General features: G+C 64.9%; 24 protein-coding genes. 6 read left to right on the forward strand and 18 right to left on the reverse strand.

Annotated elements, in window-relative coordinates; genetic code table 11:
- Positions 1-57: 57 nt before the first annotated feature.
- The 11 genes from ABT375_RS12775 to ABT375_RS12825 form a co-directional block, all read right to left on the reverse strand.
- Positions 58-729 (reverse strand): phage virion morphogenesis protein, encoded by a 672-nt coding sequence (locus ABT375_RS12775; RefSeq protein WP_416462796.1) that lies wholly within the window; start codon positions 727-729, stop codon positions 58-60.
- Positions 726-1,196, reverse strand: a complete 471-nt coding sequence (locus ABT375_RS12780; RefSeq protein WP_416462798.1) for a phage tail protein — start codon at positions 1,194-1,196, stop codon at positions 726-728. The genes ABT375_RS12775 and ABT375_RS12780 overlap by 4 nt, the downstream gene beginning before the upstream one ends.
- 128 nt (positions 1,197-1,324) lie before the next feature.
- The gene (locus tag ABT375_RS12785) at positions 1,325-1,723 is read right to left on the reverse strand and encodes a hypothetical protein (protein WP_416462800.1); all 399 of its coding nucleotides are present in this window, start codon (positions 1,721-1,723) and stop codon (positions 1,325-1,327) included.
- Positions 1,720-2,172, reverse strand: coding sequence for a D-Ala-D-Ala carboxypeptidase family metallohydrolase (locus tag ABT375_RS12790; RefSeq protein WP_416462802.1), 453 nt, complete (start codon positions 2,170-2,172; stop codon positions 1,720-1,722). The genes ABT375_RS12785 and ABT375_RS12790 overlap by 4 nt, the downstream gene beginning before the upstream one ends.
- Before the next feature lie 5 nt (positions 2,173-2,177).
- The gene (locus ABT375_RS12795; RefSeq protein WP_416462804.1) at positions 2,178-2,510 is read right to left on the reverse strand and encodes a hypothetical protein; all 333 of its coding nucleotides are present in this window, start codon (positions 2,508-2,510) and stop codon (positions 2,178-2,180) included.
- A 4-nt stretch (positions 2,511-2,514) separates the two neighbouring features.
- Positions 2,515-2,739, reverse strand: coding sequence for a tail protein X (locus ABT375_RS12800; protein WP_416462806.1), 225 nt, complete (start codon positions 2,737-2,739; stop codon positions 2,515-2,517).
- Positions 2,739-3,221, reverse strand: a complete 483-nt coding sequence (locus ABT375_RS12805) for a head completion/stabilization protein (RefSeq protein WP_416462808.1) — start codon at positions 3,219-3,221, stop codon at positions 2,739-2,741. The genes ABT375_RS12800 and ABT375_RS12805 overlap by 1 nt, the downstream gene beginning before the upstream one ends.
- Complete coding sequence (locus ABT375_RS12810) at positions 3,218-3,610, reverse strand: hypothetical protein (protein WP_416462810.1); 393 nt, start codon at positions 3,608-3,610, stop codon at positions 3,218-3,220. The genes ABT375_RS12805 and ABT375_RS12810 overlap by 4 nt, the downstream gene beginning before the upstream one ends.
- Before the next feature lie 119 nt (positions 3,611-3,729).
- The gene (gene gpM / locus ABT375_RS12815; RefSeq protein ID WP_416462812.1) at positions 3,730-4,497 is read right to left on the reverse strand and encodes a phage terminase small subunit; all 768 of its coding nucleotides are present in this window, start codon (positions 4,495-4,497) and stop codon (positions 3,730-3,732) included.
- A gap of 49 nt (positions 4,498-4,546) precedes the next feature.
- Positions 4,547-5,596, reverse strand: a complete 1,050-nt coding sequence (locus ABT375_RS12820; RefSeq protein WP_416462814.1) for a phage major capsid protein, P2 family — start codon at positions 5,594-5,596, stop codon at positions 4,547-4,549.
- A 45-nt stretch (positions 5,597-5,641) separates the two neighbouring features.
- On the reverse strand, positions 5,642-6,484 hold the full coding sequence (locus tag ABT375_RS12825; RefSeq protein ID WP_416462816.1) for a GPO family capsid scaffolding protein: 843 nt from the start codon (positions 6,482-6,484) through the stop codon (positions 5,642-5,644).
- A 157-nt stretch (positions 6,485-6,641) separates the two neighbouring features.
- On the opposite strand from ABT375_RS12825, the gene ABT375_RS12830 reads away from it, so the two are divergent.
- The 4 genes from ABT375_RS12830 to ABT375_RS12845 all read left to right on the forward strand — a co-directional run bounded on the left by ABT375_RS12830 (position 6,642) and on the right by ABT375_RS12845 (position 11,903).
- On the forward strand, positions 6,642-8,480 hold the full coding sequence (locus tag ABT375_RS12830; RefSeq protein WP_416462818.1) for a terminase large subunit domain-containing protein: 1,839 nt from the start codon (positions 6,642-6,644) through the stop codon (positions 8,478-8,480).
- Entirely contained in the window at positions 8,477-9,523 is a 1,047-nt protein-coding gene (locus tag ABT375_RS12835; RefSeq protein WP_416462820.1) for a phage portal protein, read from the forward strand. The genes ABT375_RS12830 and ABT375_RS12835 overlap by 4 nt, the downstream gene beginning before the upstream one ends.
- Positions 9,524-9,694: 171 nt before the next feature.
- The gene (locus ABT375_RS12840; protein WP_416462822.1) at positions 9,695-10,489 is read left to right on the forward strand and encodes a DNA adenine methylase; all 795 of its coding nucleotides are present in this window, start codon (positions 9,695-9,697) and stop codon (positions 10,487-10,489) included.
- An 862-nt stretch (positions 10,490-11,351) separates the two neighbouring features.
- Complete coding sequence (locus tag ABT375_RS12845) at positions 11,352-11,903, forward strand: phosphotyrosine protein phosphatase (RefSeq protein ID WP_261935836.1); 552 nt, start codon at positions 11,352-11,354, stop codon at positions 11,901-11,903.
- Here ABT375_RS12845 and ABT375_RS12850 read toward each other — a convergent pair.
- The 4 genes from ABT375_RS12850 to ABT375_RS12865 form a co-directional block, all read right to left on the reverse strand.
- Complete coding sequence (locus ABT375_RS12850; RefSeq protein ID WP_416462824.1) at positions 11,872-13,086, reverse strand: carboxylate--amine ligase; 1,215 nt, start codon at positions 13,084-13,086, stop codon at positions 11,872-11,874. The two genes, ABT375_RS12845 and ABT375_RS12850, sit on opposite strands and share 32 nt — an antisense overlap.
- Complete coding sequence (locus ABT375_RS12855; protein WP_416462826.1) at positions 13,083-14,063, reverse strand: polysaccharide deacetylase family protein; 981 nt, start codon at positions 14,061-14,063, stop codon at positions 13,083-13,085. Before ABT375_RS12855 ends, ABT375_RS12850 begins: the two co-directional genes overlap by 4 nt.
- A gap of 170 nt (positions 14,064-14,233) precedes the next feature.
- The gene (locus tag ABT375_RS12860) at positions 14,234-14,728 is read right to left on the reverse strand and encodes a flavin reductase family protein (RefSeq protein ID WP_224546588.1); all 495 of its coding nucleotides are present in this window, start codon (positions 14,726-14,728) and stop codon (positions 14,234-14,236) included.
- 54 nt (positions 14,729-14,782) lie between these two features.
- Complete coding sequence (locus tag ABT375_RS12865; RefSeq protein WP_416462828.1) at positions 14,783-17,044, reverse strand: NADP-dependent malic enzyme; 2,262 nt, start codon at positions 17,042-17,044, stop codon at positions 14,783-14,785.
- Between the two features lie 138 nt (positions 17,045-17,182).
- On the opposite strand from ABT375_RS12865, the gene mutS reads away from it, so the two are divergent.
- Positions 17,183-19,828, forward strand: a complete 2,646-nt coding sequence (gene mutS, locus ABT375_RS12870) for a DNA mismatch repair protein MutS (RefSeq protein ID WP_261935832.1) — start codon at positions 17,183-17,185, stop codon at positions 19,826-19,828.
- Positions 19,829-19,837: 9 nt separating this feature from the next.
- The gene (locus tag ABT375_RS12875) at positions 19,838-22,600 is read left to right on the forward strand and encodes a [protein-PII] uridylyltransferase (RefSeq protein ID WP_416462830.1); all 2,763 of its coding nucleotides are present in this window, start codon (positions 19,838-19,840) and stop codon (positions 22,598-22,600) included.
- Positions 22,601-22,638: 38 nt separating this feature from the next.
- Here ABT375_RS12875 and ABT375_RS12880 read toward each other — a convergent pair whose 3' ends face one another.
- Genes ABT375_RS12880 through ABT375_RS12890 form a run of 3 tightly spaced genes read right to left on the reverse strand, consistent with a single transcriptional unit; the run spans position 22,639 to position 25,006 of the window.
- The gene (locus tag ABT375_RS12880) at positions 22,639-23,139 is read right to left on the reverse strand and encodes a L,D-transpeptidase family protein (protein WP_224546593.1); all 501 of its coding nucleotides are present in this window, start codon (positions 23,137-23,139) and stop codon (positions 22,639-22,641) included.
- Positions 23,136-24,209: a GTP cyclohydrolase II gene (gene ribA / locus ABT375_RS12885; RefSeq protein WP_224546594.1), complete on the reverse strand. Its 1,074-nt coding sequence runs from the start codon at positions 24,207-24,209 to the stop codon at positions 23,136-23,138. The genes ABT375_RS12880 and ribA overlap by 4 nt, the downstream gene beginning before the upstream one ends.
- The gene (locus ABT375_RS12890) at positions 24,209-25,006 is read right to left on the reverse strand and encodes an exodeoxyribonuclease III (RefSeq protein WP_066607182.1); all 798 of its coding nucleotides are present in this window, start codon (positions 25,004-25,006) and stop codon (positions 24,209-24,211) included. Before ABT375_RS12890 ends, ribA begins: the two co-directional genes overlap by 1 nt.
- Between the last annotated feature and the right edge of the window lie 122 nt (positions 25,007-25,128).

The following is a 25,128-nucleotide window of genomic DNA, read 5'->3' on the forward strand; positions in this document are numbered from 1 at the left end:
CGTCGCGCGCCATCGTCTGCATTTGTAGAGGCGGCCTCTACAAATGGACGGATGATTTCAGGCTTCGACCATATGGCTGTAGAGCAGATCGAGCATCGCTTCCCGGTCAACGTCCGTCGCGCCGATCAACTCGCGTGCAGGATAGGCGACCGATTTGGCGCGCAATGACGGCCTATCGCGCAAGCCATAATGGTGGACATTGGCGACGGCCGCCGCCTTGCCGGAAAAACCGACCCAAAAGCCCTGATCCGTTGCTTGCGACCGGAGATGGCGGGCCGAGGCCAGGCGGCGGAACATAGCCTTGCGCCGCAGGCCGCCGCGCCGGCGTAATGTGCCGCCACCCGCATTGCGATATTCATCAGGGACCGGCAGCCATTTGACGATCTTGTCAAAGTCGAACGATCGTATGCTGCCTGCCTCGATATCGAAGCCGGTCATCATCCGTCCTGTCGCCCAGGTGAAACTTTTCATGATGACGCGGCGCGGTTCGCCACCGCCGCCCGACGGATAGAGAAAACATGTCGCGCCACGACCCGATATAGGCGCGTCCTTCTGCTTGCGCGGCGCGAAGGCCGAGCCGTCCGGCTGCTTCTGGGCAGCGATGCGCTGGCGCTGGGACAAAGCAAGGTCGCGCGCCATGCGCCGCATGAGGGTGCGACGCTGGGTCGATGACAGGTTGCGGATCAGCGCGCCGGCGATCTGCTCCAGTTCGGCCAGATCGTCATTCACGGCACGATCGGGTCATCGTTGGCGAAGGCCTGCTGGAACGAGGCGGAGACGCCGGCGAAGGCGTCGGTCAGGTCTGGTTCGGGCGGATGTTCGATATCATAGCCGGTGCCGTCCGCGCGGGGCAGGACAAGCACGGGTTCGGTCAGGTCGATCGAGATCAGGATGTCCGACACGTCGCCGTCGAGCGATTCCGCCTCAAATTCGAACGGGTCGCTGTCGTCGCGGCGCAGCAGTTCGCGCTGTTCCTTTTCGATCCATGCGAGCATGGGGACCATGATATGATCGGGGTCGCCGGCAAAGTCCCAGATCCCGACTTTGAGCGTGTAGCGGTAGACGAAAGACAGGCTGCGCGATCGACGCGCGGCGATGCGGCCGCCCTCGACATAGATTTGCAGGCGATCGGGATGGGTTTTGAGATCGGGCAGATAGGCGGTGAGCCATCGCCGCAGACTGTCGGCCTTGCGCATGTCAGTCGGCCCCGCGCGCGATGCGCACCTGATCCTGCAATTCGATCAGGGTCGCGCGGATCTGGCCCGCGACGTCATAGAGGCTGATCAGGCTGCCCTGGCACTGCGCGCCGGTCATCTGGCCAGTGTCAGTCCGCTGGGCGATCGGCAATCGGGCGGGTGTCGCCAGCAATGCCCCAGATATCATCGGCATTGGCCGTGGCGGCGGCGCGGTCGAGCAGGCCGACGCCGTCAGCATCAATGCAGACGTTGCGATAGACCGGGCGGTCGATGACTTTCTGACTTTCATGGTAGATTTCCCTGACGTCGGACTGGCGGGTCTGCTCTTTGGCCTGATGATCTTCTGCGGATGCATCGATCCTGCGCTGCACCTGTTGGCGCGCCTTCTCGGCCTGGGCATCGGCACGCCGCTGCGCAGCTTGTTCCTGGGCGATCCCAATATCGACGCCATAGGCGTATCCGCCGATGCCGGCGAAGCAGGCGGCAACGACGCCCGCCAGCGCAATATGAGAGAGGCCGAGCGTCATGCCAGCAACCCCTTGAAATAGGTGCGGCGCGAATAGGTCAGGACATCCTTGCGCAACCGACCGTCGCGATAGCTGACATGTATCCAGCCGCTATCGGGCTGGCCGCGCACATAGTTTTCAAGGATCAACTGGTCGAACGCCATGCGGTCGCGGATGAAGCGGGCGATCGTGACATTGTCGATGCCGGGGATCTCAAAGTCCGCCGCTTCGCCCCTGGCGTGCTGGCTATCCACGCTCGACCCTACGGCCAGACACAGCTTGGGCGTGCGGAAGCCCGACGACAGATGGACCGGCCGACCGAAATGGGCGCGCAATGGCTCCAGAACCTTGGCGCACAGCATCTTCATCGCCGCGATCTGCGCGGCGTTAGGCGTGTTGTCGATGCGCTGGGCAACAGCAGTGGCAGACGCGGTGAATTCGGCCAGGGTGAAGTTGGGGGACAGTTGCATAGGGCTTAGTCCTTGTTCGGGAAGTAGCGGTCGGCCAGGCGCGCGGGCATCGCGGCCAGCGCGTCGGCGGCGGCACGCATGATCCGGGGCGTGGCGTCAAAGGCGATGAGGGCGATGGCGAAGGCGATCGACTGGGCGACGAAGCCATTCCAGCCCGTCACGGCGATGATGCCGACCGTTGCATAATAGCTGACCGTCGATCCCACGATCCACTGCACGAAGCGTTGACGGAACGGCAGGGCGGGCTTCCAGGCCTGGGCGACGGCCGATCCGATCAAAGAGGGCGTGAGCGAGCCGACGATTTCAGCGGCAGACTGGAGAAAGGTGCGCGTGTCCATGATATCAGTCCCAAAGTTGGATGAGGGGGCGCACGCGCGTCGTGACGGCGTCGGCGGTAGCGGGAATGATGACGACCGTGCCGAGCGGCAGCACGGCGCCACTGTCGACCAGGCCGGGATTCGCATTGAGGACGCGGGTGAGTTCGCTCGGCCCAAGCCCGGCCTCGCGCCAGATGAGCAGATCGAGCATGTCGCCCTGCTGCGCTACCAGGCGCTTTGCTGCCGCCATCAGATCAGATCGACCGTGGTGCGGGTGCGGCCCAGAATATCGCGGATCGCATGTTGAGCGTCGCGGCGCAGATCCGCGACCGATCCTTCCAGTTCGCTGGCCTGATTCGCGCCGGCGGCCGTGCTGTCGAAGTCGCGATGGCGCTCGATCAGTTCGGCCTTGGCAAACAAGGCAGTGGCGCGCCGGTAAGCGTGGACGCGCACGCTGGCCCCGTCGATCTGCGCCGCCGGCACCGCCGCCAGCGTGGCGTGGCCTGCCGCGATCGAGGATGCGGCAAAGGCGCGCAGATCCGCCAGCACGGTCATGATCGCGCCGATAATCGCGGCGCGAAGGCGCGGCGGGGTCATGCTGGTCGGGATGCGCGCGACGTCGCGCACCTGGGCTGGATCGATGTCGGGGAAAAAGCCATCATTGATGATGAGGGGTTCCGCTGCAGGCGGTGCCTCGATCTCTGACGAGGGCGGACGCGCGACGAAACTCATGCCATGATGCTTCTGGCGAGGAGAACCGTCGAGGCGCAGAATAAGGCCCCACCAAGGGCAATCATCGTGCCCACAGTCAGCGTCGATCGAACATAGATCCGGTCCCAGGCGCGGTTTGCAAGATGGAAGATCCAGAGGGCGAGCAGGCAGCCGGCCAGTGACATGAGAATGGGCGTGTTCGCCAAGCCCCAGAGGAAGGCCGGCTTAATCAGCATGCAGCCCAGACAACCTATGAGAATGGCGCCGCAGATGCGTTCGGCGCAGCATGCGCCTCTCACTGGCATGGCCGTCCATCCATAAGCGGCAGCCATTGGCCATTGGATGAGCATGGCAATAAAGCCGATCGCCATTGCGGCGACTATGAGAAAGGCGGAAATGAGATCGAACATGGTGAAGGTCCTCTTGTTTCGGCCAACCGGCCTACGGGGGTGAGGATCGGGGCAGAGGCGGCCCTGTGGCCCGAAGGCCTCCCGTCTCGCGCGATCCGCCCCCGAGCGCCGGGGGCGAGCTATTCGGGCGGAAAGGCGGCCAGGTTGGCCGCGATCAGCTTGTCCGCCTTCTTGATCTTGGTGCTGACGCCGATGCGGCTATGGAGGCGCTGGGCCTCGCGCAGGCTGTCGCGCGCGGCCGTGAGGGCAGCGAGCGCTGCCGGCCCGGCTTCCATATCTTCGGCCTCTGTCAGTTGCTCAGTGCCAACGGCCTTGAACAGCTTGGCTCGCACCTCATCATGGATGTCGTGCGTGTCGGTCAGATCCTCGACCCGCAGAAGGATGTCGATCGGGAAGGCCGCGCCAGCGCCCTGGGCCTTGTTGGCAGCGTCCGCGATTTCTTCCACGACGATGGTGGCGGCGTCGCGCTGGTAGCGTGACGGCATCGCGACCCGGTGCGCGAACATGAAAGGGACGAGATCGAGCGCGTCCATATAGGCGCCGGTGTCGATCAGCCAGACCATGATGGTGGGCAGCACTTCGGCGGCGGTACCCGATCCGACACCCGCATCGGCCGCGACCAGGCCGGCAACCCAGCTTTGATATTCGGGCAGCATCTCGCGCTTGGCCGCGATCTTGAGATCGATGGAGCGGATTTCCTTGAGGCGACGAAGATCATGGGTGAGGCGCAGCGCGATCTGCGCGGCGGCGCGATCGGCGGGCGTGGAGATATTGGCCCCCGATGCCGGGAGAGGAGCGGCATCGGGGGCAGCCGCCACAAAATCGAGGACGGCCGCAGCATGTTGGGCAGCGAGAATCTTTTCCCGGTGACGTCGAGCGAGGCTCATTGCGTGTCCTGTCAGTTGGGCGGTTTGGCGTTGGGGCGGCTGCCGGCGATCAGGCCGGCTTCGGCCCCATGACGATGTTTTCGATGAGGACGGTCTTGCCGTAATCCTCGACCACGAACGCTTCATTGACGCTTTCATAGTTGGCGATCTGGGTCAGTTCCGGTTCGTCCCTGAGGTAACGGCGGCGCGATTCCTCCTGCTCGTAGATCGCCAGATTCTTGTAGCTGGTGAGGAGGATGGACGAGGTCGGGAAGTCGGGCACGCGCTCGGCAGGGAAGCCGCCCACCTGATTGGCCGCGCGCAGGATGGCGTCGCGCGCCAACTGCTCGGTCGGGGTGTCGCCGGCCTTGTTGATGATCGGCATATATTTGTCGTGGACCAGGTCGCGGCTGATCATCACCACAAGATCGTCGGCATCCTGATGCCAGTCATCCAGCAGGGTGCTGGCGTCCTTCACCAGCGCGTCCAGATTGACATAGTCACGCTTGGTGGCGTCGCTGCTGTCGGCCACATAAATCGCCTTGCCGCTGCTGGTCAGGGCGCCATCGTCCAGCACGCGCGCGGGAGCGTAGGTGCGGATTTTGTGCAGCCAGCCCTTGTTGACGTCCTGCAGGCGCGGATTGGCGACAAGATCGGTCGCGGTGGCGACCGAGGTGCCGTGGAAACCGATGGTGATGCGATCGAGCGCCTGGCGCTTGAGGATGACGTCGCGGACCAGCTGCTGGAATTCGGGCTTATGGCGCCAGGCGTCGAGCCGTTCCCACGAAATGGCATGATCGTAAAAGGTCTGTTCGCACCGATAACGGCCGCCATCGCTGGTGTCGGTCGGATCGGTGGGCGTGCGGCGCGTGCCGCCGCGCGTGTTGACGCGCCCCGCCAGCGGACGGGTGACGCCGACGCCGACCTTGTCGCCTTCCTGATTGACGACGGTTTCGAACGCGATCTTCTGGAGGAAGGCGCTCGATTTCTGGATCAGTTCCACCATCTTTTGCTGGACCGAGGGCGCGACTGAGAAGCTGTCGGTGGCGTTGGGCACGCCGCTCAGACGGGCGATCTGGGCCAGATAGGCGTTGAAGGCGAGGCGAGTGTCACGATGCATGGGGAGGCTCCTGGGCGAGGTGGGCAGCGGGCTGGATGGGCTGGATCAGCAGTCGGTCTGGACCGTGGCACCGCCGCCGGTGGCCGGGGCGCGCGAGAAAGTCGGCTGTTCGGTCGTTTCCAGCTTCGCCTTCATTGCGGCGAATTCGCCCTGCAGGGCCGAGATTGCATCGGTCGATGGCTTGATCGCGGCAGCGACCTGCTCGCCCAGGGCCGTGCTGAAGGCTGCGACATCGAAGCTGTTGTCGTTCGCCGGCGGCGGGGGTGTCTTGGGTTCTTCCTTGGGCTTTTCGCCGGTCGCGAACTTGGCGGCGAGCGTTGAGAAGCCGGCGGCGATGGCAGCAGCGATGCCCGTCGAACTGACCGGCTCATCCTCCATCTCGATATCCACGGCTTCGAACGCCTCGGAAAAAAGATTGGCGGGGGCGGTCTTGCGTGCGTCGAACATCGGCTTGAAGGCGGCGAAGTTGAACGCTTCAACGCCCAGCGAGGCGGGGTTGTCGGTCAGGCCGAGGCCAGTCATGCCGATCTTGCCGGTGCCGGCGAAGTCGGGGGCGATTTCCAGCGAGGGGTAGGGCTTCTGCCCCTTGGCCCGCAGGGCGATCAGCTGATCATTGGGTTCGACCTGGGCATAGAGCGCGCGACGGCGCTGAGTCTGGCCGTCGATGGTGAATTCATCGGTCTGGGCCTTAACCGCGACCACGTCGCCATAGCCATTGAACGGCGGCTCAGGGCTGTAACCCTTGATATGCTCGACGTTGATGCGCGGCGTATAGTTGGCGGTGTTGAAGGTCGCGACAATGTCGTCGATCCATGCGGCCTCGATCTTGCGACCGTCGCTGACGGTGAAGCCTTCAACGAAGACGCGGAAAAATTTGCTCTTGGCCATGGTCGGTCCCGGTTCCCGTGATTGCTGGGCGCGCGCCCTGTTGAGCGCAGAAAGGGACGCAAAGGAGCATCGGCTCAAGGTGGGGCATTTGTAGAGGCGGCCTCTACAAATGGAGGCCGATGCCTAGTGGCGGATGTGCGCGGCATGGTCCGCCGCGATGACCACGCAATCCCCCCAGCCCGGTGCGCCGTCCGCCCTATGGCAGTTCGATCCGCGCCGCCATGCGCGCAGCCTGTATTGGCGCGGGTGGGGCGTTACGCAGATCGCCGACGAATTTGCGCTGCATCATGTCGTCAACGACAAGGGCGGCCAGATCCCGCGCGCCACGATCGAGGCATGGAAGCAGCGCGACCGTTGGGATGATGCGCCGTCGATCCGCAAGATCGAGGACGGGTTGGAAATCCGGCTGCTGACGCTGATCGCCAAGGAAAAGAAGACCAGTGGCGACTATGTCGAACTGGACGCGCTTCGCCGCCAGGTCGAGAGTCTGGCGCGGGTCCGCCGGCATGATGCGCCAGGCGGCCATGCCGGCGACCTCAACGACAAGGTCGGCAACCGCAACGCGGGTGCGCGCAAGAAGGCGAAGAAGAACCATTTCACCGTCGAGCAGGCGGCCGAACTCAAGCGTATCTTCCTCGACGGCCTGTATGATTATCAGCATCGCTGGTGGCAGGCGAAGGATCAGCGCACCCGCATGATCCTGAAGTCGCGCCAGATCGGCGCGACCTATTATTTCGCCTTCGAAGCGCTGATCGACGCGATCGAGACGGGGCGCAACCAGATATTCCTGTCCGCGTCCAAGGCGCAGGCCCATCAGTTCCGATCCTATATTGTGAGCTTCGCCAAGCTGGTCGGCGTCGCGCTGACGGGTGATCCGATGCTGATCACGTCGGACCTGCGTCCTGCCGAGGAAGCGGCGGCCGAACTGCATTTCCTGGGCACCAATTTCCGCACTGCCCAGGGGCGCCACGGTAATTTCTATTTCGACGAATTCTTCTGGGTCCACTCGTTCGAGGAACTGAACAAGGTCGCCTCCGGCATGGCGACTCACAAGAAATGGCGGAAAACCTATTTTTCGACGCCATCGACCGTCGCCCATCCCGCCTATCCCTATTGGACTGGCGAGCGGCGCAACCGCCGGCGCAAAAAGGCCGACAGGATCGAAATCGATGTCAGCCATGCCGCTTTGGCGATCGGATCGGTCGGGCCGGATCGCATCTGGCGGCACATCGTCAACATCCGGGATGCCGAGGCCGGCGGATGCGACCTGTTCGACATCGAGGAACTGGAAGACGAATATGCGCCCGACGAATTCGCCAACCTGTTCCTGTGTGATTTCGTTGACGACAGCCTGTCCGCCTTCCGCTTCAACGACCTGGTCAAATGCGGCTGCGACAGCCTGGTCGAATGGGCCGACTTCAATCCCGAAGCAGCGCGGCCATATGGCAATCGCGCGGTGTGGGCCGGTTATGATCCGCAGGACAGCGAGGATGGCGACAATGCCGCCCTGGTCATCATGGCGCCGCCCGATAGCGAAGGCGGCACCTTCCGCATCCTTGAAAAGCATCAGCTGCGCGGTCTGGACTTCGAACAGCAGGCCGAGTTCATCCGCGCCGTCCTGTCCCGCTATAATTGCACCTATGTCGGCGTCGATGCCACCGGCGTCGGCGCTGGCGTTTATCAGCTGCTCGCCAAAACCGAAAAGGGCGTAGTGAAAATCGAATATTCGCTGGAGGTGAAGGCGGGCATGGTCATGAAGGCGCAGAATGTCGTGCGCCGGGGCCGGATCGCCTTCGAAGCCGGTTGGATCGACATCGTGTCCTCCTTCATCAGCATCAAGAAGACGCTGACCACCAGTGGACGCAGCGTCACCTTCAAGGCGGGAAGGGGCGGCGGCGACGGCCATGCCGATCTCGCCTGGGCCGTGATGCACGTCCTCATGAACGAGCCGCTCGACGGCAAAGAGCCACCCAAAGCAACAATGGAGATCCTATGAGCAAGCGCGCGCGCCGCATGAACCGGGCCGAGGCGCGGGACGCGGCTCAAGGGGCGATCGTCGCTAGCAGCCAGAGGGCAGGCGTCGAGGCCTTCGCCTTCGGCGATCCCGAACCCGTAATGGACCGGGCGACATTGATGGACATGGTCGAATGCTGGCACAATCAGCGCTGGTATGAGCCGCCCTTGCCACTGGACGGGCTGGCGCGCGCGTTTCGCGCCAGTCCGCACCATAGCAGCGCGATCCTCCTCAAGCGGAATATCCTTGCCGCCAGTTTCAAGCCAACGTCGCTGCTGTCGCGCAAGGCCTTCACGGCGGCGGTGCAGGACTATCTTGTCTTCGGCAATGCCTATTTCGAGGCCCGGCTCAATCGCCTGGGGGGCATCATGCGCCTCGATCATAGTCTGGCCAAATATACGCGGCGCGGCGTGGAGGCGGGCAGCTTCTGGTGGGTGCCGGGCTTCCGCAACGAAAGTGAGTTTGCACCAGGCAGCGTGCTGCAGATCATGGCGCCTGACATCAACCAGGAGATTTACGGACTGCCCGAATATCTCTCCGCCCTGCAGTCGGCCTTGCTCAATGAGAGCGCCACCCTTTTCCGCCGCCGCTATTATCTCAATGGCAGCCATGCGGGCTATATCCTCTATGCCACCGGTGATTTTGCCGAAGGCGATGTGGACGCGATGCGCGACGCGCTCAAAAAATCGAAGGGGCCGGGCAATTTCCGCAATCTGTTCGTCCATGCACCGAGCGGCAAGGAAGGCGGCATCAAATTGCTGCCGATCGCCGAGGTGGGGGCGAAGGACGAATTTCTGGGCATCAAGAACACGACGCGTGACGATGTGCTGGCCGCCCACCGCGTGCCGCCCCAGCTGCTCGGCATCGTGCCGCAAAATGCCGGTGGCTTTGGCAGTCCGGCAGACGCGATCATCAGCTTTCACGAATTGGAAATCGAGCCGATCCAGGCAAAGTTTCTGGAGGTGAATGACGAACTGGGCGTCGAAGCCGTTCAGTTTGAGGAGCGCGCAAAAGCGGCCGCCTGACTGATATTCATCGCCGATCGGGATGGGTGCGAAGCCTATCCTGTGAGGCGGGGGACGCCGCGCTGCAACGCGGACAAACCGACGAGGATGCTCTCGCCACGACCAACCGGCCACCCTGGCCGCCCCGCCCCTGAACCAGGGCGGTGGATCAATTGAGAGCTATTTTCCTACATGTCACTCGAAAAAATCAATCCTGTATCCCCTGCCGCCGGCTATATCGGGGGCAAGCGTAATCTGGCGCGACGCCTGGTGGCGATCATCGCCCAGGTGCCGCATGATAGCTATGCCGAACCCTTCGTAGGCATGGGCGGCATCTTTCTGCGCCGCACGTCCCGCCCGCGATCGGAGGCGATCAACGACATCAGCGGTGACGTTGCCACCTTCTTCCGCATCCTGCAGGAGCATTATCCCTATTTCATCGATATGTTACGCTGGCGCGTCAGCAGCCGGGCCGAGTTCGAACGGTTGCGGGCGCTGCCGGGGGACCGGCTGACCGATCTGCAGCGGGCGGCGCGGTTCCTCTATCTCCAGCGACTGGCTTTTGGCGGAAAGGTGGAGGGCCGAAATTTTGGGGTGGGCCATGTGCGGTTCAATATCACAAAGCTGGAGCCAATGCTGGCGGACATCCACGAGCGGCTTGCCGACGTCGTGATCGAGCAGTTATCCTATGGCGAGTTCATCCGACGCTATGATGCGTCCGGGGCACTCTTCTATCTCGATCCGCCTTATTGGGGATGCGAGGCTGATTATGGCCAGGACGTGTTTTCGCGTGCGGACTTCGATCAGCTGGCCGACCAGCTGGACGGGATCAGGGGCAAGTTTCTCTTGTCGATCAATGCGACACAGGGCGCGCGGGAGACGTTCGGCCGCTTCCATGTGACCGATGTTGCCACGACCTATTCCATAGGTGGCCAGCCCAAGCCGGTGACCGAACTGATCGTCAGCAACTTCCCGTTGCCTGGTTAACGACGAGGGTCGGGTGATGTCAGGGCGGTCCGCACGTGCGGACCGCCCTTTTTCGTGCGCGCAATATTATGTCGCGCTTGACCACGCCGGGCGGAGGGCCGGCAGGGCGCTCGGCCGACCCAATCCGGCCTACCCACGGCAGGCCAGGCACCATCGGGCCGGATCAGCGTTGCCACCCCGAATTGCGCGCTTAATCCCCCGCCTCGCCCGCGCGCTTTTTATGTCCCTTTTGATGCAGTGGCGGCGGTTGGCTCAAACCGGCTCAAACCCTGGGCGGCCTCGACCAATTTCGATGCACTTCCGTGATGCAATTTGATGCACCTGCGAGGGAAAAATTGATTGGAAGGCCCGGCAAAATTTCGCGCGCGGATGCCTCCGCCATTGAGGGAGGGGGCGGGGAGACGTGACATCTGTTCGCCTCGCCTTAAGCAGGCATACAAGCAACTGAATTAACAGGATATTATTGATTACATCGACCTTGTTGTTTGATGTCATCTCGGCTCTCGAAAACTGTAACCCCCGCAGAAATCCTAGGGTTTTGAATGATAGAATATTACGTTTTCAAAGTGTGACATGATTACGTTGGCATCACGTTTGAAATCACGTCGCAAACCCGCAGAAAACCGCCGATGTTACGGATGTCACACTTTTCCCGTTACCCCTCTCATGATATTTTCTCCCGCTCGACTTCGTTATCGACAGCCTCTAGGAATGCTCAGCCCCTCACCACCGCGACAAATCTCGCTATGGTATCGCCTATGGTATGATCGAGGATTTTCGGGATAGTGGGCAAGCAAGAACAAGGGCTTACAAGCGCTATTCAATGTCCTCCGTCTCCGCCAATTTTTACAGGTTCCGTGCGTTGATCCGATCCCGCTTCGGCACCTTTCGCGGGCTTGTTCGCCTCGCCCTTTCCTATCCGCAGCTCATGCTCGGCAGGTCGGCCAGCCGCGCGCCCGATCCGGCGCAGGTGCGGCGGCTGGTGTTCGTGTGCCAGGGCAATATCTGTCGCAGCGCCTTTGCCGATGTCGCGGGCCGGCGCGCGGGGCTCAACACGGCCTCCTTCGGCCTGTCCACCACCACCGGGCGGGCCGCGCATGAACCCGCGATCATGGCGGCGCGGGCGCTGGGCCATGACCTGTCCGACCACAAGGCGATCGACATGCAGGATTATGCGCCGCAAGACGGCGACCTGTTGCTCGCCATGGAGGTGCGGCAATTGCATCGGCTGGCCGCCGATGCGCGCCTGGCGGGTCTACCACGGGTTTTGCTTGGGCGCTGGACGCGGCCGATAGTGCCGCATCTGCACGATCCCTATGGACTGGACGACCGCTATATGGCGACCTGTCTGCGCCGCATCGAGCGAGCGATCGACGGGCTGGTCAGCGCCTTTCCCGGCGCACGGCTTTCCTGACCATCTGCGCCATGTCGCGCAGCCAGGGGCGCATGTCCGAGCGGCTGAAGACATAATAGCGCGCGCGCGGATCGATAAAGGCGAGCAGGTAGCTGGCCAGGTCGAACAGCGGGCGACGGCGGAAGAACGGATCGCCGATGCGACCGGGCGCGAACAGGATGCGCGCCAGCCGCTTCGTTTCAGGCACCATGTAGCGCGCGCGCAGATCGTCGCGCGGCGGCGGCGCGGCATCGGTCTGGCCCAACACCTTGCGCCGATAGGCTTCCCAGGCGAAATCGGCGCCACAATGGCGCGCCAGCGGCAGGCTGCCCCAGAAGCGGCCGTTGACCTCCATCAGCCAATAACGATCGCTGTCGGGCTCGTAGCGATATTCGACCATCGCCTGCCCTTCCCAGTCGAGCGCGCGCAACAGCTTTTCCGAGAGCGCCATCTGCGCGTGATGCGATCCGGTCGGTTCGGCGCGGCACAGGGTGGAGACGCCGCCTTCGGGCGGCCATTCGTGCAGTCGACGATGCTGGAAGCGCAGCGTGGCCTGGCCGTCCTGCATATAGAGCATCTGGCCGAGGCCGACGCCACGGCAATATTGCTGGATCAGCGGCCAGCGTCCGACGGGGGTGTAGCGGTCCAGCAGCGCGACCAGTTGGTCCGGCGTGCGGACATAGTCGGTCTTGATCCATTCCAGCCCCGCCTGCTCCAACACCGCCATGATTTCAGGCGGATTGGCCCATTTGGCGACAAGCGGGTATCGCATCTGCGCGGCGCGGGCCGCGAAATCCTCGCCCGCGCGCGGCTGCCAGGTCTGCGGCACGCGCAATCCGGCGGTAGCGGCCGCATGGAGCGTCTGCAACTTGTCGAGCACCCGTTCCAGCGGTTCCGGCCGTGGGACGAGAATATGGCAATCGCCGATCATCGGCGGCAGGGCGGCCAGTTCGATGAGGTCGGATTCCGACACCGCCAGCACCGCTTGCGCCCCGGTGCGGTCGATCAGGTCGGGCAGCCAGTCGGCAATGGGACCAGAGGGGCGCAGCGTCCAGTCGGTGCAATGGCGCGACGCCGTGCCGATCGAGGCGGCGCTGCGCGCGATGCCATGAACCGTCACGCCATGACCGCCCAGTTCGCGCGCGACCGTCAGCCCGATCGCATTTTCCAGACCCAGAAGCAGTACGCCCGGAAACGCGGTCACGCAGGGACCAGCCGATGTTCGTAGCGCCAGGTCGCCCAGGCCTGCTGCGCGATGCGCAGGCCGGTGCGCCACTGGCTGGGCGCGGCGCGGCTAAGGTGGCGTGCCGGGCGGTCGGCCAGGTCGGCGGGCAGGTCGTTGAACCCCGCGCCCTGCACGCCGGGCAAGCGGGCGGCTTCGCGGCACAACGCCTCGAACCGGGCCATCACGGCGCGGTTGGGGCGCTGGCGGTCGCGCGAGAGCATTTCGAAACTATGGGTGACGACGACGAACGCGTCATGCCCTTCGCGCACGGCATGGCGCAGCCCGGCGCGCATTTCGGCGGCCGACATGGCGCAAATCTGGGCTGGGCGGAAGCCGCCAGGACGGTCGGCGATGCCGGAAACAGGCAATGCGCCGACGCCGAGCAATCGGGTCGCGCCGATCTGCGCCGGGTCGGCGCTGATGCGACATTCGCGGCCGAGATAGGCGGGGTTGACGCTGCTGTCCCAGGCGACGCCCAGGGTCGCGAGCGCGCGCAGCGTGTCGTCATTGGCGCCGAAATTGCCGGCGCGGAAAGCGGTGATGGCGGGGGCGCCCGCCTGTTCCAGCAATCTTTTGGCAAGGCCCAGCAGGACGAGCTGATCGGAAAACGAGAAATCGCCGATATTGCGGCCCTGTCGGCCACCGACCGGCGAGTCGTTCGCCCAGGCGAGCCATTCGCTGTGGATGTGCATCTGCACCTCATGCCCGCGATCCACGATAGCACCCACGATCGGCGTCAGGAAATCGGCGCCATGGACCAATGCCGGCATGGGATCGAGGAAGAAGACACCCTTGAGGCCATGGCGATCGAGCAGATCCATCTGCCAGCCGATGCCGTAGGGTTTGCCCTGCGCCTGCGCCCAGATCGAGCGATCCACATTATCCGCCAGCCCGACGCCCCGCTGGTGCAGCGAGGAGGAGAGTTCGGTGTCGACGGTAATGAGCAGCGCGGTCATGGGGGCGGTCCGGTCAGGGGGCGACGGGCAAGACATTAGATGATGGGCATTAGATAATCTGCGTTAAGGAGGGGTAATATTTCCCCCGCATGTCCGATAGATATTTCTGCCGAATAATGCGCGCCCGAACCTTGCTATCCCCTGAAGACGCCGCACCGCACCGATATCCTTCATTCGAGCAGGGAAAATTCCCCGTAATTGCCCTGGAAGAAGAGCAGCGGACTGCCCGGACGGTCCACTTCCAGCGCGACGACCCGGCCGAGCGCGATGTCATGGTCGCCCGCCTCGTGCACCGCGTCCAGCGTGCAGTCGATCCAGGCGACGACATCGTCGAGGATCGGCGAACCGTTGGCCGATACGCGATGGGCGATGCCGGCGAACTTGTCCGGACCGGGGCCGGCGATCTGGCGGCAGAGCGGCTTCTGGTCGCTGGCGAGGACGTTGACGCAAAATTTGCCGACTGCCTGGATGCGCGGCCAGCTGGTCGAGCTTTTGGCGGGGAAGAAGGCCACCAGCGGCGGATCAAGCGACACCGAGGTGAAGGAGCCGACCACCATGGCGACGGGCGCGCCGTCCGCCTCCACCGCGGTCACGACGCAGACGCCGGTGGGATAATGGCCCAGCACCCGCCGGAAAGTCGCACTGTCGAAACTGGCCATGCTCATGCGTTGCTCCCGAGATATTTCATGCCTTCCCCTCTCGCGCAGAATGGGGCGCTATCAAAGCGCGACGCCGCCCGCCGCCAGCACCGCGAGGGTCAGCAGTTCGGACGCGTTGGACGACATGGTGGCGATCTGCACCGATTTTTCCATGCCGACCAGAACCGGCCCGATCATCGACGTGCCCCCCAGTTCGCGCAGCAGCTTGGCCGAGATGTTAGCCGATTGCAGTCCCGGCATGACCAGAACGTTGGCCGGGCCGGACAGGCGGCTGAACGGATAATTTTTCATGACGGCGGGGTTGAGCGCCACATCGGCGGTCATTTCGCCTTCATATTCGAAATCGACAGCGCGTTCGTCGAGCAGCTTCACCGCGCCGCGCACATTTTCCAGGAAGGCGCCGGGCGGATTGCCGAAATTGGAATAGGAGAGGAAGGCGACGCGCGGGTCGACCCCCATGCGGCGGGCGACCGCCACCGTGCCTTCCGCGATGTCGGCCAGTTCGCCGGCGGTGGGGCGTTCGTTGACCGTGGTGTCGGCCAGGAACACGGTCTTGTCCTTGGCCACCAGCACATGGATGCCGAACGGGGTGCGGCCGGCCGCGGGGTCCATCACCCGCTTCACTTCGCGCAGCGTCTGCGCATAGGGGCGGGTCATGCCGGTGATCATCGCGTCGGCCACGCCCATCTTGACCAGCAAGGTGCCGAAGATGTTGCGGTCGCGATTGACCATCCGCTCGCAATCGCGGCGCAGATAGCCGCGGCGCTGAAGCCGGGCGTAGAGCAGGTTGACCATGTCGGGCACCAGCGGCGAATTGACGCTGTTGTGCAGTTCGAAGCTTTCGGGGTCGCGGACGCCCAGTTCCTTCAGCTTTTCGACTACCTCGCCACGGCCGACCAGCACCGGGATGCCATAGCCCAGCTCGCGGAACTGGATCGCCGCGCGCAGCACCACTTCCTCTTCCGCCTCGGCGAAGACGACGCGCTTGGGATTGGCCTTCGCCACTTCATAGGCGGTGGTGAGGACGGTGGTGGTCGGGTTGAGCCGGGCCTTCAGCGACTGGCGGTAGGCCGCCATGTCCGCGATCGGCTTTTGCGCGACGCCGGTTTCCATCGCCGCCTGGGCGACGGCGGCGGGCACGACCTCCATCAGGCGCGGGTCGAAGGGCGCGGGGATGATATAGTCCGGGCCGAAACTGTGCGATCGGCCATAGGCCTTGGCCACTTCCTCCGGCACCTGTTCGCGCGCCAGATTGGCAATGGCGTGGGCGGCGGCCAGCTTCATCGCTTCGTTGATCCCGGTCGCCCGCACGTCGAGCGCGCCGCGGAAAATGAACGGGAAGCCCAGGACGTTGTTGACCTGGTTGGGAAAGTCCGACCGGCCGGTCGCGACGATCACGTCGGGACGCACGGCATGGGCGTCGGGCGGCAGGATTTCGGGGTCTGGATTGGCCATGGCGAAGATGATCGGCTTTGGCCCCATGGACTTCACCATGTCCTGCGTCATCGCGCCCGCGACCGACAGGCCCAGGAACACGTCGGCGCCCTTGACCGCTTCCGCCAGCGTCCGGGCGTCGGTGCGGACCGCATGGGCCGACTTCCACTGGTTCATGCCCTCGGTACGGCCCTGGTAGATCACGCCCTTGCTGTCGCACATGATGACGTTTTCATGGGGGACGCCCAGCGCCTTGATCAGTTCGGTGCAGCTGATGGAGGCGGCGCCAGCGCCGTTCACCACCACCTTCATATCCTTCATCTCGCGCCCGGTCAGCAGCGCGGCGTTGATGACGCCGGCGGCCGCGATGATCGCGGTGCCATGCTGGTCGTCATGGAAGACCGGAATGTTCATCCGCTCTTTCAACGTCTGTTCGATGATGAAGCATTCGGGCGCCTTGATATCTTCAAGGTTGATGCCGCCGAAGGTCGGCTCCATCAGCTCGACCGCGTCGATGAAGCGATCGACATCCTCAGTCTTGAGTTCGATGTCGATGCTGTCCACGTCGGCGAAGCGCTTGAAGAGCACGGCCTTGCCCTCCATCACCGGCTTGGACGCCAGCGCGCCGAGATTGCCCAGGCCCAGGATCGCCGTGCCGTTGGTGATGACCGCGACCAGATTGCCCTTGGCGGTATAGTCATAGGCGGTGGCGGGGTCTTTCGCGATCGCCAGCACCGGCACCGCGACGCCGGGGGAATAAGCGAGGCTCAGGTCGCGCTGGGTCGCCATCGGCTTCGACGCGATGATCTCGATCTTGCCGGGGCGGCCGGTCGAATGGAAGAACAGCGCCTCGCGCTCGGAAAATTCCACATTCGATCGATCGGACATCGCGGCACCCATATATTGGAACAACAGGGCGGCCCTAGCGGTAACATTATCCTGTGGGCAAGTGCGAGACGCGCAATTTTCTGGGCGTCTGGGCGAAGCTCTGGTTTCGGTGCGGGGTTCAGGCTATCGGCTTGTGCCATGGCCCTTTCGACCGATACAGCCGCCCCCACGCCGATGATGGCCCAATATCTGACGCTCAAGCGCCAAGCGCAGGATTGCCTGCTCTTCTACCGCATGGGCGATTTCTTCGAACTTTTCTTCGACGACGCCAGACAAGCCGCGGCGACGCTGGACATCGCGCTGACCAGCCGGGGCGAACATGGCGGCGCGCCGATCCCGATGTGCGGCGTGCCGGTGCATAGCGCCGAGGGGTATCTGGCGCGCCTCATCAAGGGCGGGCATCGCGTCGCCATCGCCGAGCAGACCGAGACGCCGGCGCAGGCCAAGGCGCGCGGCGGCAAGACATTGGTGGCGCGGGCGATCGTGCGCTACGTCACCGCCGGCACGCTGACCGAGGAGACTTTGCTCGACAGCCGGCGCGACAATATGCTGGTCGCGCTGGCGCAGGTCGGCGGGGAGGAGGCGGGCGAGATCGGCATCGCCGCCGCCGACATTTCCACAGGCCGGTTCGAGACGATGACCTGCCCGCTGGGCGACCTGCCCGCTGAACTGGCACGGCTGCGGCCGAGCGAGACGGTGGTAGCGGAGGGATCGACGCTGGGCGTGGCCGATTGCCATCCTTTCGATCGCGCCGCCTTTTCGAGCGCGCGAGCGGACGAGGCGTTGAAGCGCCTGTTCGGGGTCACGACCCTGGACGGGTTCGGCCAGTTCGGCCGTGCCGAGCTGGCGGCGATGGGCGGGCTGATCGCCTATCTCGATCATGCGGGCAAGGGCACCCTGCCCTTCCTCGCGCCGCCCTTGCGCAAGGCGAGCGGCGGCCATGTGGCGATCGACGCGGCGACGCGCGAAAGCCTGGAGATCGTGGCGACCATGGCGGGCGCGCGGGCGGGCAGCCTGCTGGGCGCGATCGACCGCACCGTGACGGGCGCGGGTGCGCGGCTGCTGGGGCAGGATCTGTCCGCGCCGCTGATGGACCTGGCGACGATCGAGGCGCGGCTGGGGCTGGTGCAGCTATTCCACGACGATGCGACCTTGCGCGATCAGTTGCGCGGCGCGTTGCGGGCGCTGCCGGACATCGGTCGGGCGCTGGGGCGCGTGGCGGTGGGACGTGGCAGCCCACGCGATCTGGGCCAGTTGCGCGATGGGCTCGGCGAAGCGCGCTTGCTGCGCGAGCGGCTGGGGCGGCTGGCCGAGCCGCCGCTGTTGCTGGCGCGGATATTGCCGGCGCTGGACGGCCATGGCGCGCTGGTCGATGCGCTGGCGCGCGCGCTGGTGCCCGCACCGCCCACCGAGACGGCGAGTGGCGGCTATATCGCCGACGGCTATGATCCCGCACTGGACGAACTGCGCCGCATGGCGGGAGACGGCCGCCGCGCGATCGCCGCGCTGGAGGCGAAATATCGCGCGCAGACCGGTATATCCGCGCTGAAGATCCGGCATAACGGCGTGCTGGGCTATCATGTCGAGGTGCCCGCCCGCGCCGCCGACACGCTGATGCAGCCCGACAGCGGCTTCACCCATCGCCAGACGCTGGCCGGGGTGGTGCGGTTCAATTCGATCGACCTGCACGAAGAAGCCGGGCGCGTGGCGCAGGCGGGCGCCCATGCGCTGGTGGCGGAAGCCGCGCATCTGGAGGAGCTGATCGGCGCGGTGCTGGACCGCAAGAGCGACATTGCGCGCGCGGCCGATGCGCTGGCCCGGCTGGACGTCGCCGCATCGCTCGCCGAACGGGCGGCCGAGGGCGGCTGGCAGCGGCCGCATTTCGTGGGCGACGACGGCGCCGGTCCGTGCCTGGATATCGTCGGCGGGCGGCATCCGGTGGTGGAAGATGCACTGCGCAAGGAAGGCCAGCCCTTTGTCGCGAACGACTGCCGCCTGTCCGACGGCGACCGGCTATGGCTCGTCACCGGCCCGAACATGGGCGGCAAGTCCACGTTCCTGCGGCAGAATGCGCTGATCGTCATATTGGCGCAGGCGGGGGGCTATGTCCCGGCGCAGGCGGCGACGCTGACTTTGGTCGACCGGCTGTTCAGCCGGGTCGGCGCGTCGGACAATCTGGCCAAGGGGCGGTCGACCTTCATGGTCGAGATGGTCGAGACGGCCGCGATCCTGAGCCAGGCGACCGAACGGAGTTTCGTCATCCTGGACGAGGTCGGGCGCGGCACATCCACCTATGACGGGCTGGCGCTGGCCTGGGCGGTGGTGGAGGCGGTGCATGAGGTCAATCGCTGTCGCTGCCTCTTCGCGACGCATTATCACGAGTTGACCCGGCTGGCCGAGACGTTGTCGTCGCTGTCGCTGCATCATGTGCGGGCGCGCGAGTGGAAGGGCGACCTCGTCCTGCTGCACGAACTGAGCGACGGCCCGGCCGATCGCAGCTATGGCCTGGCGGTGGCGCGACTGGCGGGGTTGCCGCAAGCGGTGTTGAAGCGCGCCAAGGATGTGCTGGCGCGGCTGGAAGCGGGCAAGGCGAAGACCGGCGGGATCGCCGCGGGGCTGGACGACCTGCCGCTGTTCGCGGCGGTCGCGGTGCAGGCGGAGGCCGCGCCCGACCCGCTTCTGGCGGCGATCGACGCGATCGACGCCGACGCCCTGTCCCCGCGTGAGGCGCTCGATCACATATATCGGTTGAAACAACTGGCTGCCGAGCGGCGGCCCGACTAGAGACACCAGATGGTCATGCAGTTCCCCGCGCTGGGATCGCGCCGCGCGATCATCGACCGGCGCGCGATTTCCGACACGATCAACGCCCTGGCGACGGAGCATCGGGGCGATAGCACGCGGCTGCGCGCCGAAATCGTCAAGGAATTGAAGGCGGCGCTGGAGCATGGCCGGGCCGAAGTCGCCAAACGGCTGGAGGCGAAACCGACGCGCGGGCGCGAATCCGTGACCGCCTTCGCCTTCCTGATCGACCAGATTTTACGCCTGCTCTACGATGCGACCACGCATCATCTCTATCCGGCGGGCAATCGCAGTACGGGCGAGCGGATCGCCCTGATCGCGGTGGGCGGCTATGGCCGGGGCGAAATGGCGCCGCACAGCGATGTCGATATCGGGTTCATCACCCCGTGGAAGCCCACCGGCTGGACCGAGCAGGTGATCGAATCCATGCTCTATTCGCTGTGGGATCTGGGGCTGAAGGTCGGCCATAGCAGCCGGTCGATCGACGAGACGATGCGGATGGCCAAGGCCGACCTGACGGTGCGCACCGCCCTGCTGGAGGCGCGATACGTCTGGGGCGACCGGGCGCTGTACGAGGAAACGTCGGTGCGGTTCGATGCCGAAGTGATGCAGGGCAATGCCCGCGCCTTCGTGACCGAAAAGCTGGTGGAGCGCGACGAGCGGCACAAGCGGATGGGCGACAGCCGCTATGTGGTCGAGCCCAATGTGAAGGAAGGCAAGGGCGGCCTGCGCGACCTGCACACTTTGTTCTGGATCGGCAAATATGTGAACCGGGTGAAGTCGGTCGCCGAACTGGTCGATGTCGGCCTGCTGACCGATGTCGAGCTGCGCCAGTTCCAGAAGGCCGAGGATTTCCTGTGGGCGGTGCGATGCCATCTGCACACCATAACGGGCCGCGCCGAGGATCGGCTGACCTTCGACCTGCAACTGGAGACCGCGACGCGGATGCGCTTCACCGGGCGCGCCGGCCGGTCCGGGGTCGAGCGCTTCATGCGCTATTATTTCCTGAACGCGAAGATCGTGGGCGACCTGACCGCCGTCTTCCTGGCGCATCTGGATGACCAGATGGCGGAAAAGGGCCGGCGCTACATCCCGTCCATCTTCCGCCGGCCCAAGAAGCTGGACGGGTTCGTGCTGGAACGCGGGCGCCTCAGCCTGCCGAGCGACGATTTCTTCCAGGCGGACCCGGTGCGGCTGCTGGAAATCTTCGCCGTGGCGGACAAGCACGGGTTGCAGATCCACCCCAGCGCGATCCGCGCGGCGAGCCGTGACGCGGGGCTGATCAACGCCAGGGTGCGGAAAGATCCGCGCGCCAATGCCGCCTTCATGGAGGTGCTGACGTCCCCGCGCGACCCGGAGACGGTGCTGCGCTGGATGAATGAATTGACCGTATTCGGCCGCTTCGTTCCCGATTTCCGCCGCGTCGTCGCGCAGATGCAGTTCGACATGTATCATCACTATACGGTTGACGAGCATACCATCCGCGCCGTCGGCCTGCTGTCGCAGATCGAGAAGGGCGCGTTGCCGCAGGATCATCCGCTGGCGACCGACCTGATGGGCAAATTGCTGTCGCGGCGGGCGCTCTATGTGGCGGTTCTGCTGCATGACATCGCCAAGGGGCGCGGCGGCGACCATAGTCTGCTCGGCGCCGAAGTGGCCGAGCAGCTTTGTCCACGGCTGGGGCTGACCCCGGCCGAGACGGAGACGGTGGCCTGGCTGGTGCGCTATCATCTGCTGATGTCGGCCACCGCCTTCAAGCGCGACCTGGCCGATTACAAGACGATCCTCGATTTCGTCGATGTGGTGCAAAGCCCGGAGCGGCTGCGACTGTTGCTCTGCCTGACGGTGGTGGATATCCGCGCCGTGGGACCGGGGGTGTGGAACAGCTGGAAACGCCAGTTGCTCGGCGACCTGTATGACAGCGCCGAAGAAGTATTGCGGCTGGGTCACAAGCAGAAGGGCCGCAGCGAGCGGGTCACGGCCAAGCAGGACGGACTGCGGCAGGCGCTGGGCCTGGACGAGGCGGCGTTCGCGGCATTCAGCAAGCGGCTGCCCGAATCCTACTGGATCGCCGAGCCGGAGGACATTCTCTTCCACAATGCGCAGCATATCCTGGCGGCGGGCGAATCGCCGCTGTCGATCGCAGCGCAATATTATCCGCAGCGCGGCGCGACGTTGGTGACCGTCTATGCCGCCGACCATCCGGGGCTGTTCTATCGCATCGCGGGCGCCATCCATCTGGCCGGTGGCAATATCATCGATGCGCGAATCCATACGACGCGCGATGGCGTGGCGATCGACAATTTCCTGGTGCAGGATCCGCTGGGCGGCGCCTTCCACAGCCCCGACCAGCTGAAGCGCATCCGCAACGCGATCGAGGATTCGCTGTCCAACCGGCACCGGATGATCACCAAGCTGTCGGCGCGCCCCCTGCCCCGCACGCGCGCCGAGGCGTTCCGCATCGAGCCGAACGTGCTGATCGACAACAAGGCGTCGAACCGCTTCACCGTGGTCGAGGTGAACGCCCGCGACCGGCCGGCGCTGCTGTTCAGCCTGGCCAATGCGCTGTTCCAGTCCAAGGTCACGGTCCACAGCGCCCATGTCGCCACCTATGGCGAGCGCGCGGTCGACACCTTCTACGTCACCGACCTGCTGGGCGGGAAGATCGAGAGCAAGGCGCGGTTGCAGACTCTGGAACGACGCTTGTTGGAAGCGGCGGGCGGCGAAGTGGGCGAGGCGCTGGAGCGGGCTTGACGATATCTTGTGTTCCCGCGCAGGCGGGAACACGGCAGCTACAGGATCTCCACCACATCGCCCGGCGCGAGCAACGGGAGCAGGCGCAGCATGTCGTCGCGGTCCACCGCGACGCAGCCTGCGGTGGGACGGCCTTCGGACAGGTGGAAGAAGATGGCGCTGCCCTGCCCCGGCACCGGCGGCGCATCGTTATGGCCGAGGACGACGATGACGTCATAGGCACCGTCGCTGCGGATCAGGCTTTCGGCGGAGAAAGAGCGGGGCAACCGAACCGGGCGGTTATAGGCCGGGTCGGCGATGTCGTCCGACCAGCCGTCGTTCGCGCGGACCCAGCGCCAGGGCAGGCGCAGGCCGGTCGGTTCGATCTTGTTGGGACGGAGCAGCACGCCGCGGATCGGCCAGACACCCAGCGGGGTGCAGCCGTCGCCTTCGCGCTTGTCGGCGGCCGGGCAGGCCCCGCCCCGGCCGATAGTGCAATCCATCGCCAGTTCGCCGAAGGTCAGGCGGCCCGCGCCGCAATCGACGCGAAGGACGGTCACAGCTGGTGACCGGTTCGGTCGCGCTTGGTGGCGAGATAGCGTTCATTATGCGGGTTGGTCGGCAGGATGATCGGCAGGCGTTCCGTCACGCGAATACCCGCCGCCTCCAGTCCCGCAACCTTGTTGGGATTGTTGGTGAGCAGCCGCACCGCGCCCACGCCGAGCAGATCGAGCATCCGCGCCGCGACCGAGAAATCGCGCGCGTCGATGGCGAAGCCCAGCCGCACATTGGCGTCCACCGTGTCGAACCCCTGATCCTGCATCGCATAGGCGCGCAATTTGTTGACCAGGCCGATGCCGCGCCCTTCCTGACGAAGATAGAGGAGGATGCCCCAGGGCGCATCGGCGATCCGGTGCAGCGCCTCATGCAGTTGCGGGCCGCAATCGCATTTCAGGCTGCCCAGCACGTCGCCGGTCAGGCATTCGCTGTGCAGGCGGATGACCGGCGGCGAGCTATCGCGCTTGCCCACCACCAGCGCGACATGCTCGCGCGGTTCGTCGGGGCTGCGGAAGGCGATGATTTCGCCGGTCTCGCTGGCCGACACCGGCAGGCGGGCGCGGGTGGCGATGGCGAGGTGGGTGGCGTCGTCATAGGCGGCGATAGCGTCGGCGCTCAACGTCGCTTCGACCGGGCCGTCGGCAGGCATCAGGAAAAATGCGGGCAGGATGCCGGCCAGCCGGGCAAGGCGCAGCGCCGCCTTGGCGGCCTGGGGGCTAAGCAGCGGGCGGGCACGAAACGGCCCTTTCAGCGGCGAGGCGAGATCGAGCACCGGGTCGGAAATGGCGGTGGCGACATCGGCGTCGATCCAGGGCGCGCGTTCGACCAGCACCGGCAGGTCGGGGTCGGCCGCCGCCAACTGGTTGGCCAGCTTCAAGGTTTCGGCGCGGGCGGCGGATATGAGGATGTCGGCCTGGCCGCGCGGGTCGAAGTCCGCCAGCGTGACCGCATCCGCGCCCTCGATCGCCATCAGCCTAATCGCGCCATCGGGCGCGGACAGGCGCACGGCCCAGCCGCGACGCAGCGCGTCTATGGCGCGCGCGGCATCGCGCCCGTTGGCGACACTAGGCATCAGAAAGCGAATTCGGTGATGATGGGGATATGGTCGGACGGCTTGATCCAGCTACGTGCGGGTTCGACCACGCGATGGCTGGTCGCCTTGTTCGCCACGTCCTTCGTCATCCACATATGATCGAGGCGGCGGCCGCGATCCGATTCCGCCCAGTCCTTCGCGCGGTAGCTCCACCAGGTATAGAGGCGCGCCGGCGCGGGATGGAAATGGCGGCCGATATCGACCCAGTCGTTCGACGCCTGCAACCGGGCGAGGATTTCACATTCCCCCGGCGTGTGACTGACGACGTTGAGCAACTGTTTGTGGCTCCAGACGTCGCATTCCAGCGGGGCGATGTTGAAGTCGCCGGTCAGGATGGCGGGTTGGCTGCCTAGCGCGGACGACCATTGGATCATCCGTTCGAGGAAATCCATCTTCTGGCCGAATTTGGGATTGAGATCACGGTCGGGAATGTCGCCACCGGCGGGCACATAGACATTTTCGATCCGCACGCCATTGTCGAGCCGCACGCCGACATGGCGCGCTTCGCCATTGGCCTGCCAGTCGAACCGGTCATCCTCATGCACCGGCACCTTGCTCATGATCGCGACGCCATGGTGCATACGCTGGCCATTCAGCACCTGATGAACATAGCCCATGCGGCGGAACATTTCGGTGGGGAAGGTCTCGTTCACCACCTTGGTTTCCTGCAGGCACAATATGTCCGGCGCTTCGAGCCGCAGCAGCTGTTCGACGATGTCGATGCGCGCACGGACGGAGTTGATGTTCCAGGAGCAGATGGAGAGGGTGTCGGCCATGGCATTCCACCTAGGAGGCCGCAGGCGGACACGCAAGCGGCTGAAAGAAGGCCGCACAAAGTAAGACCCCCGCTCCGGGGGCGTGGAACGGGGGTCTCGATCGCGCCCTTGAAGCGCTTCGC

The sequence above is a fragment of the Sphingomonas sp. VDB2 genome (genome assembly GCF_047946695.1).
Lineage (GTDB): Bacteria > Pseudomonadota > Alphaproteobacteria > Sphingomonadales > Sphingomonadaceae > Sphingobium > Sphingobium bisphenolicum.

What these genes read in the sequence shown, in the direction of transcription:
- ABT375_RS12780 (WP_416462798.1), bottom strand. Translation starts at nt 1,196, where the DNA reads ATGCGCAAGGCCGACAGTCTGCGGCGATGGCTCACCGCCTATCTGCCC.
- ABT375_RS12785 (WP_416462800.1), bottom strand. Translation starts at nt 1,723, where the DNA reads ATGACGCTCGGCCTCTCTCATATTGCGCTGGCGGGCGTCGTTGCCGCC.
- ABT375_RS12790 (WP_416462802.1), bottom strand. Translation starts at nt 2,172, where the DNA reads ATGCAACTGTCCCCCAACTTCACCCTGGCCGAATTCACCGCGTCTGCC.
- ABT375_RS12795 (WP_416462804.1), bottom strand. Translation starts at nt 2,510, where the DNA reads ATGGACACGCGCACCTTTCTCCAGTCTGCCGCTGAAATCGTCGGCTCG.
- ABT375_RS12800 (WP_416462806.1), bottom strand. Translation starts at nt 2,739, where the DNA reads ATGGCGGCAGCAAAGCGCCTGGTAGCGCAGCAGGGCGACATGCTCGAT.
- ABT375_RS12805 (WP_416462808.1), bottom strand. Translation starts at nt 3,221, where the DNA reads ATGAGTTTCGTCGCGCGTCCGCCCTCGTCAGAGATCGAGGCACCGCCT.
- ABT375_RS12810 (WP_416462810.1), bottom strand. Translation starts at nt 3,610, where the DNA reads ATGTTCGATCTCATTTCCGCCTTTCTCATAGTCGCCGCAATGGCGATC.
- gpM (WP_416462812.1), bottom strand. Translation starts at nt 4,497, where the DNA reads ATGAGCCTCGCTCGACGTCACCGGGAAAAGATTCTCGCTGCCCAACAT.
- ABT375_RS12820 (WP_416462814.1), bottom strand. Translation starts at nt 5,596, where the DNA reads ATGCATCGTGACACTCGCCTCGCCTTCAACGCCTATCTGGCCCAGATC.
- ABT375_RS12825 (WP_416462816.1), bottom strand. Translation starts at nt 6,484, where the DNA reads ATGGCCAAGAGCAAATTTTTCCGCGTCTTCGTTGAAGGCTTCACCGTC.
- ABT375_RS12830 (WP_416462818.1), top strand. Translation starts at nt 6,642, where the DNA reads ATGACCACGCAATCCCCCCAGCCCGGTGCGCCGTCCGCCCTATGGCAG.
- ABT375_RS12835 (WP_416462820.1), top strand. Translation starts at nt 8,477, where the DNA reads ATGAGCAAGCGCGCGCGCCGCATGAACCGGGCCGAGGCGCGGGACGCG.
- ABT375_RS12840 (WP_416462822.1), top strand. Translation starts at nt 9,695, where the DNA reads ATGTCACTCGAAAAAATCAATCCTGTATCCCCTGCCGCCGGCTATATC.
- ABT375_RS12855 (WP_416462826.1), bottom strand. Translation starts at nt 14,063, where the DNA reads ATGACCGCGCTGCTCATTACCGTCGACACCGAACTCTCCTCCTCGCTG.
- ABT375_RS12860 (WP_224546588.1), bottom strand. Translation starts at nt 14,728, where the DNA reads ATGAGCATGGCCAGTTTCGACAGTGCGACTTTCCGGCGGGTGCTGGGC.
- ABT375_RS12865 (WP_416462828.1), bottom strand. Translation starts at nt 17,044, where the DNA reads ATGTCCGATCGATCGAATGTGGAATTTTCCGAGCGCGAGGCGCTGTTC.
- mutS (WP_261935832.1), top strand. Translation starts at nt 17,183, where the DNA reads ATGGCCCTTTCGACCGATACAGCCGCCCCCACGCCGATGATGGCCCAA.
- ABT375_RS12875 (WP_416462830.1), top strand. Translation starts at nt 19,838, where the DNA reads ATGGTCATGCAGTTCCCCGCGCTGGGATCGCGCCGCGCGATCATCGAC.
- ribA (WP_224546594.1), bottom strand. Translation starts at nt 24,209, where the DNA reads ATGCCTAGTGTCGCCAACGGGCGCGATGCCGCGCGCGCCATAGACGCG.
- ABT375_RS12890 (WP_066607182.1), bottom strand. Translation starts at nt 25,006, where the DNA reads ATGGCCGACACCCTCTCCATCTGCTCCTGGAACATCAACTCCGTCCGT.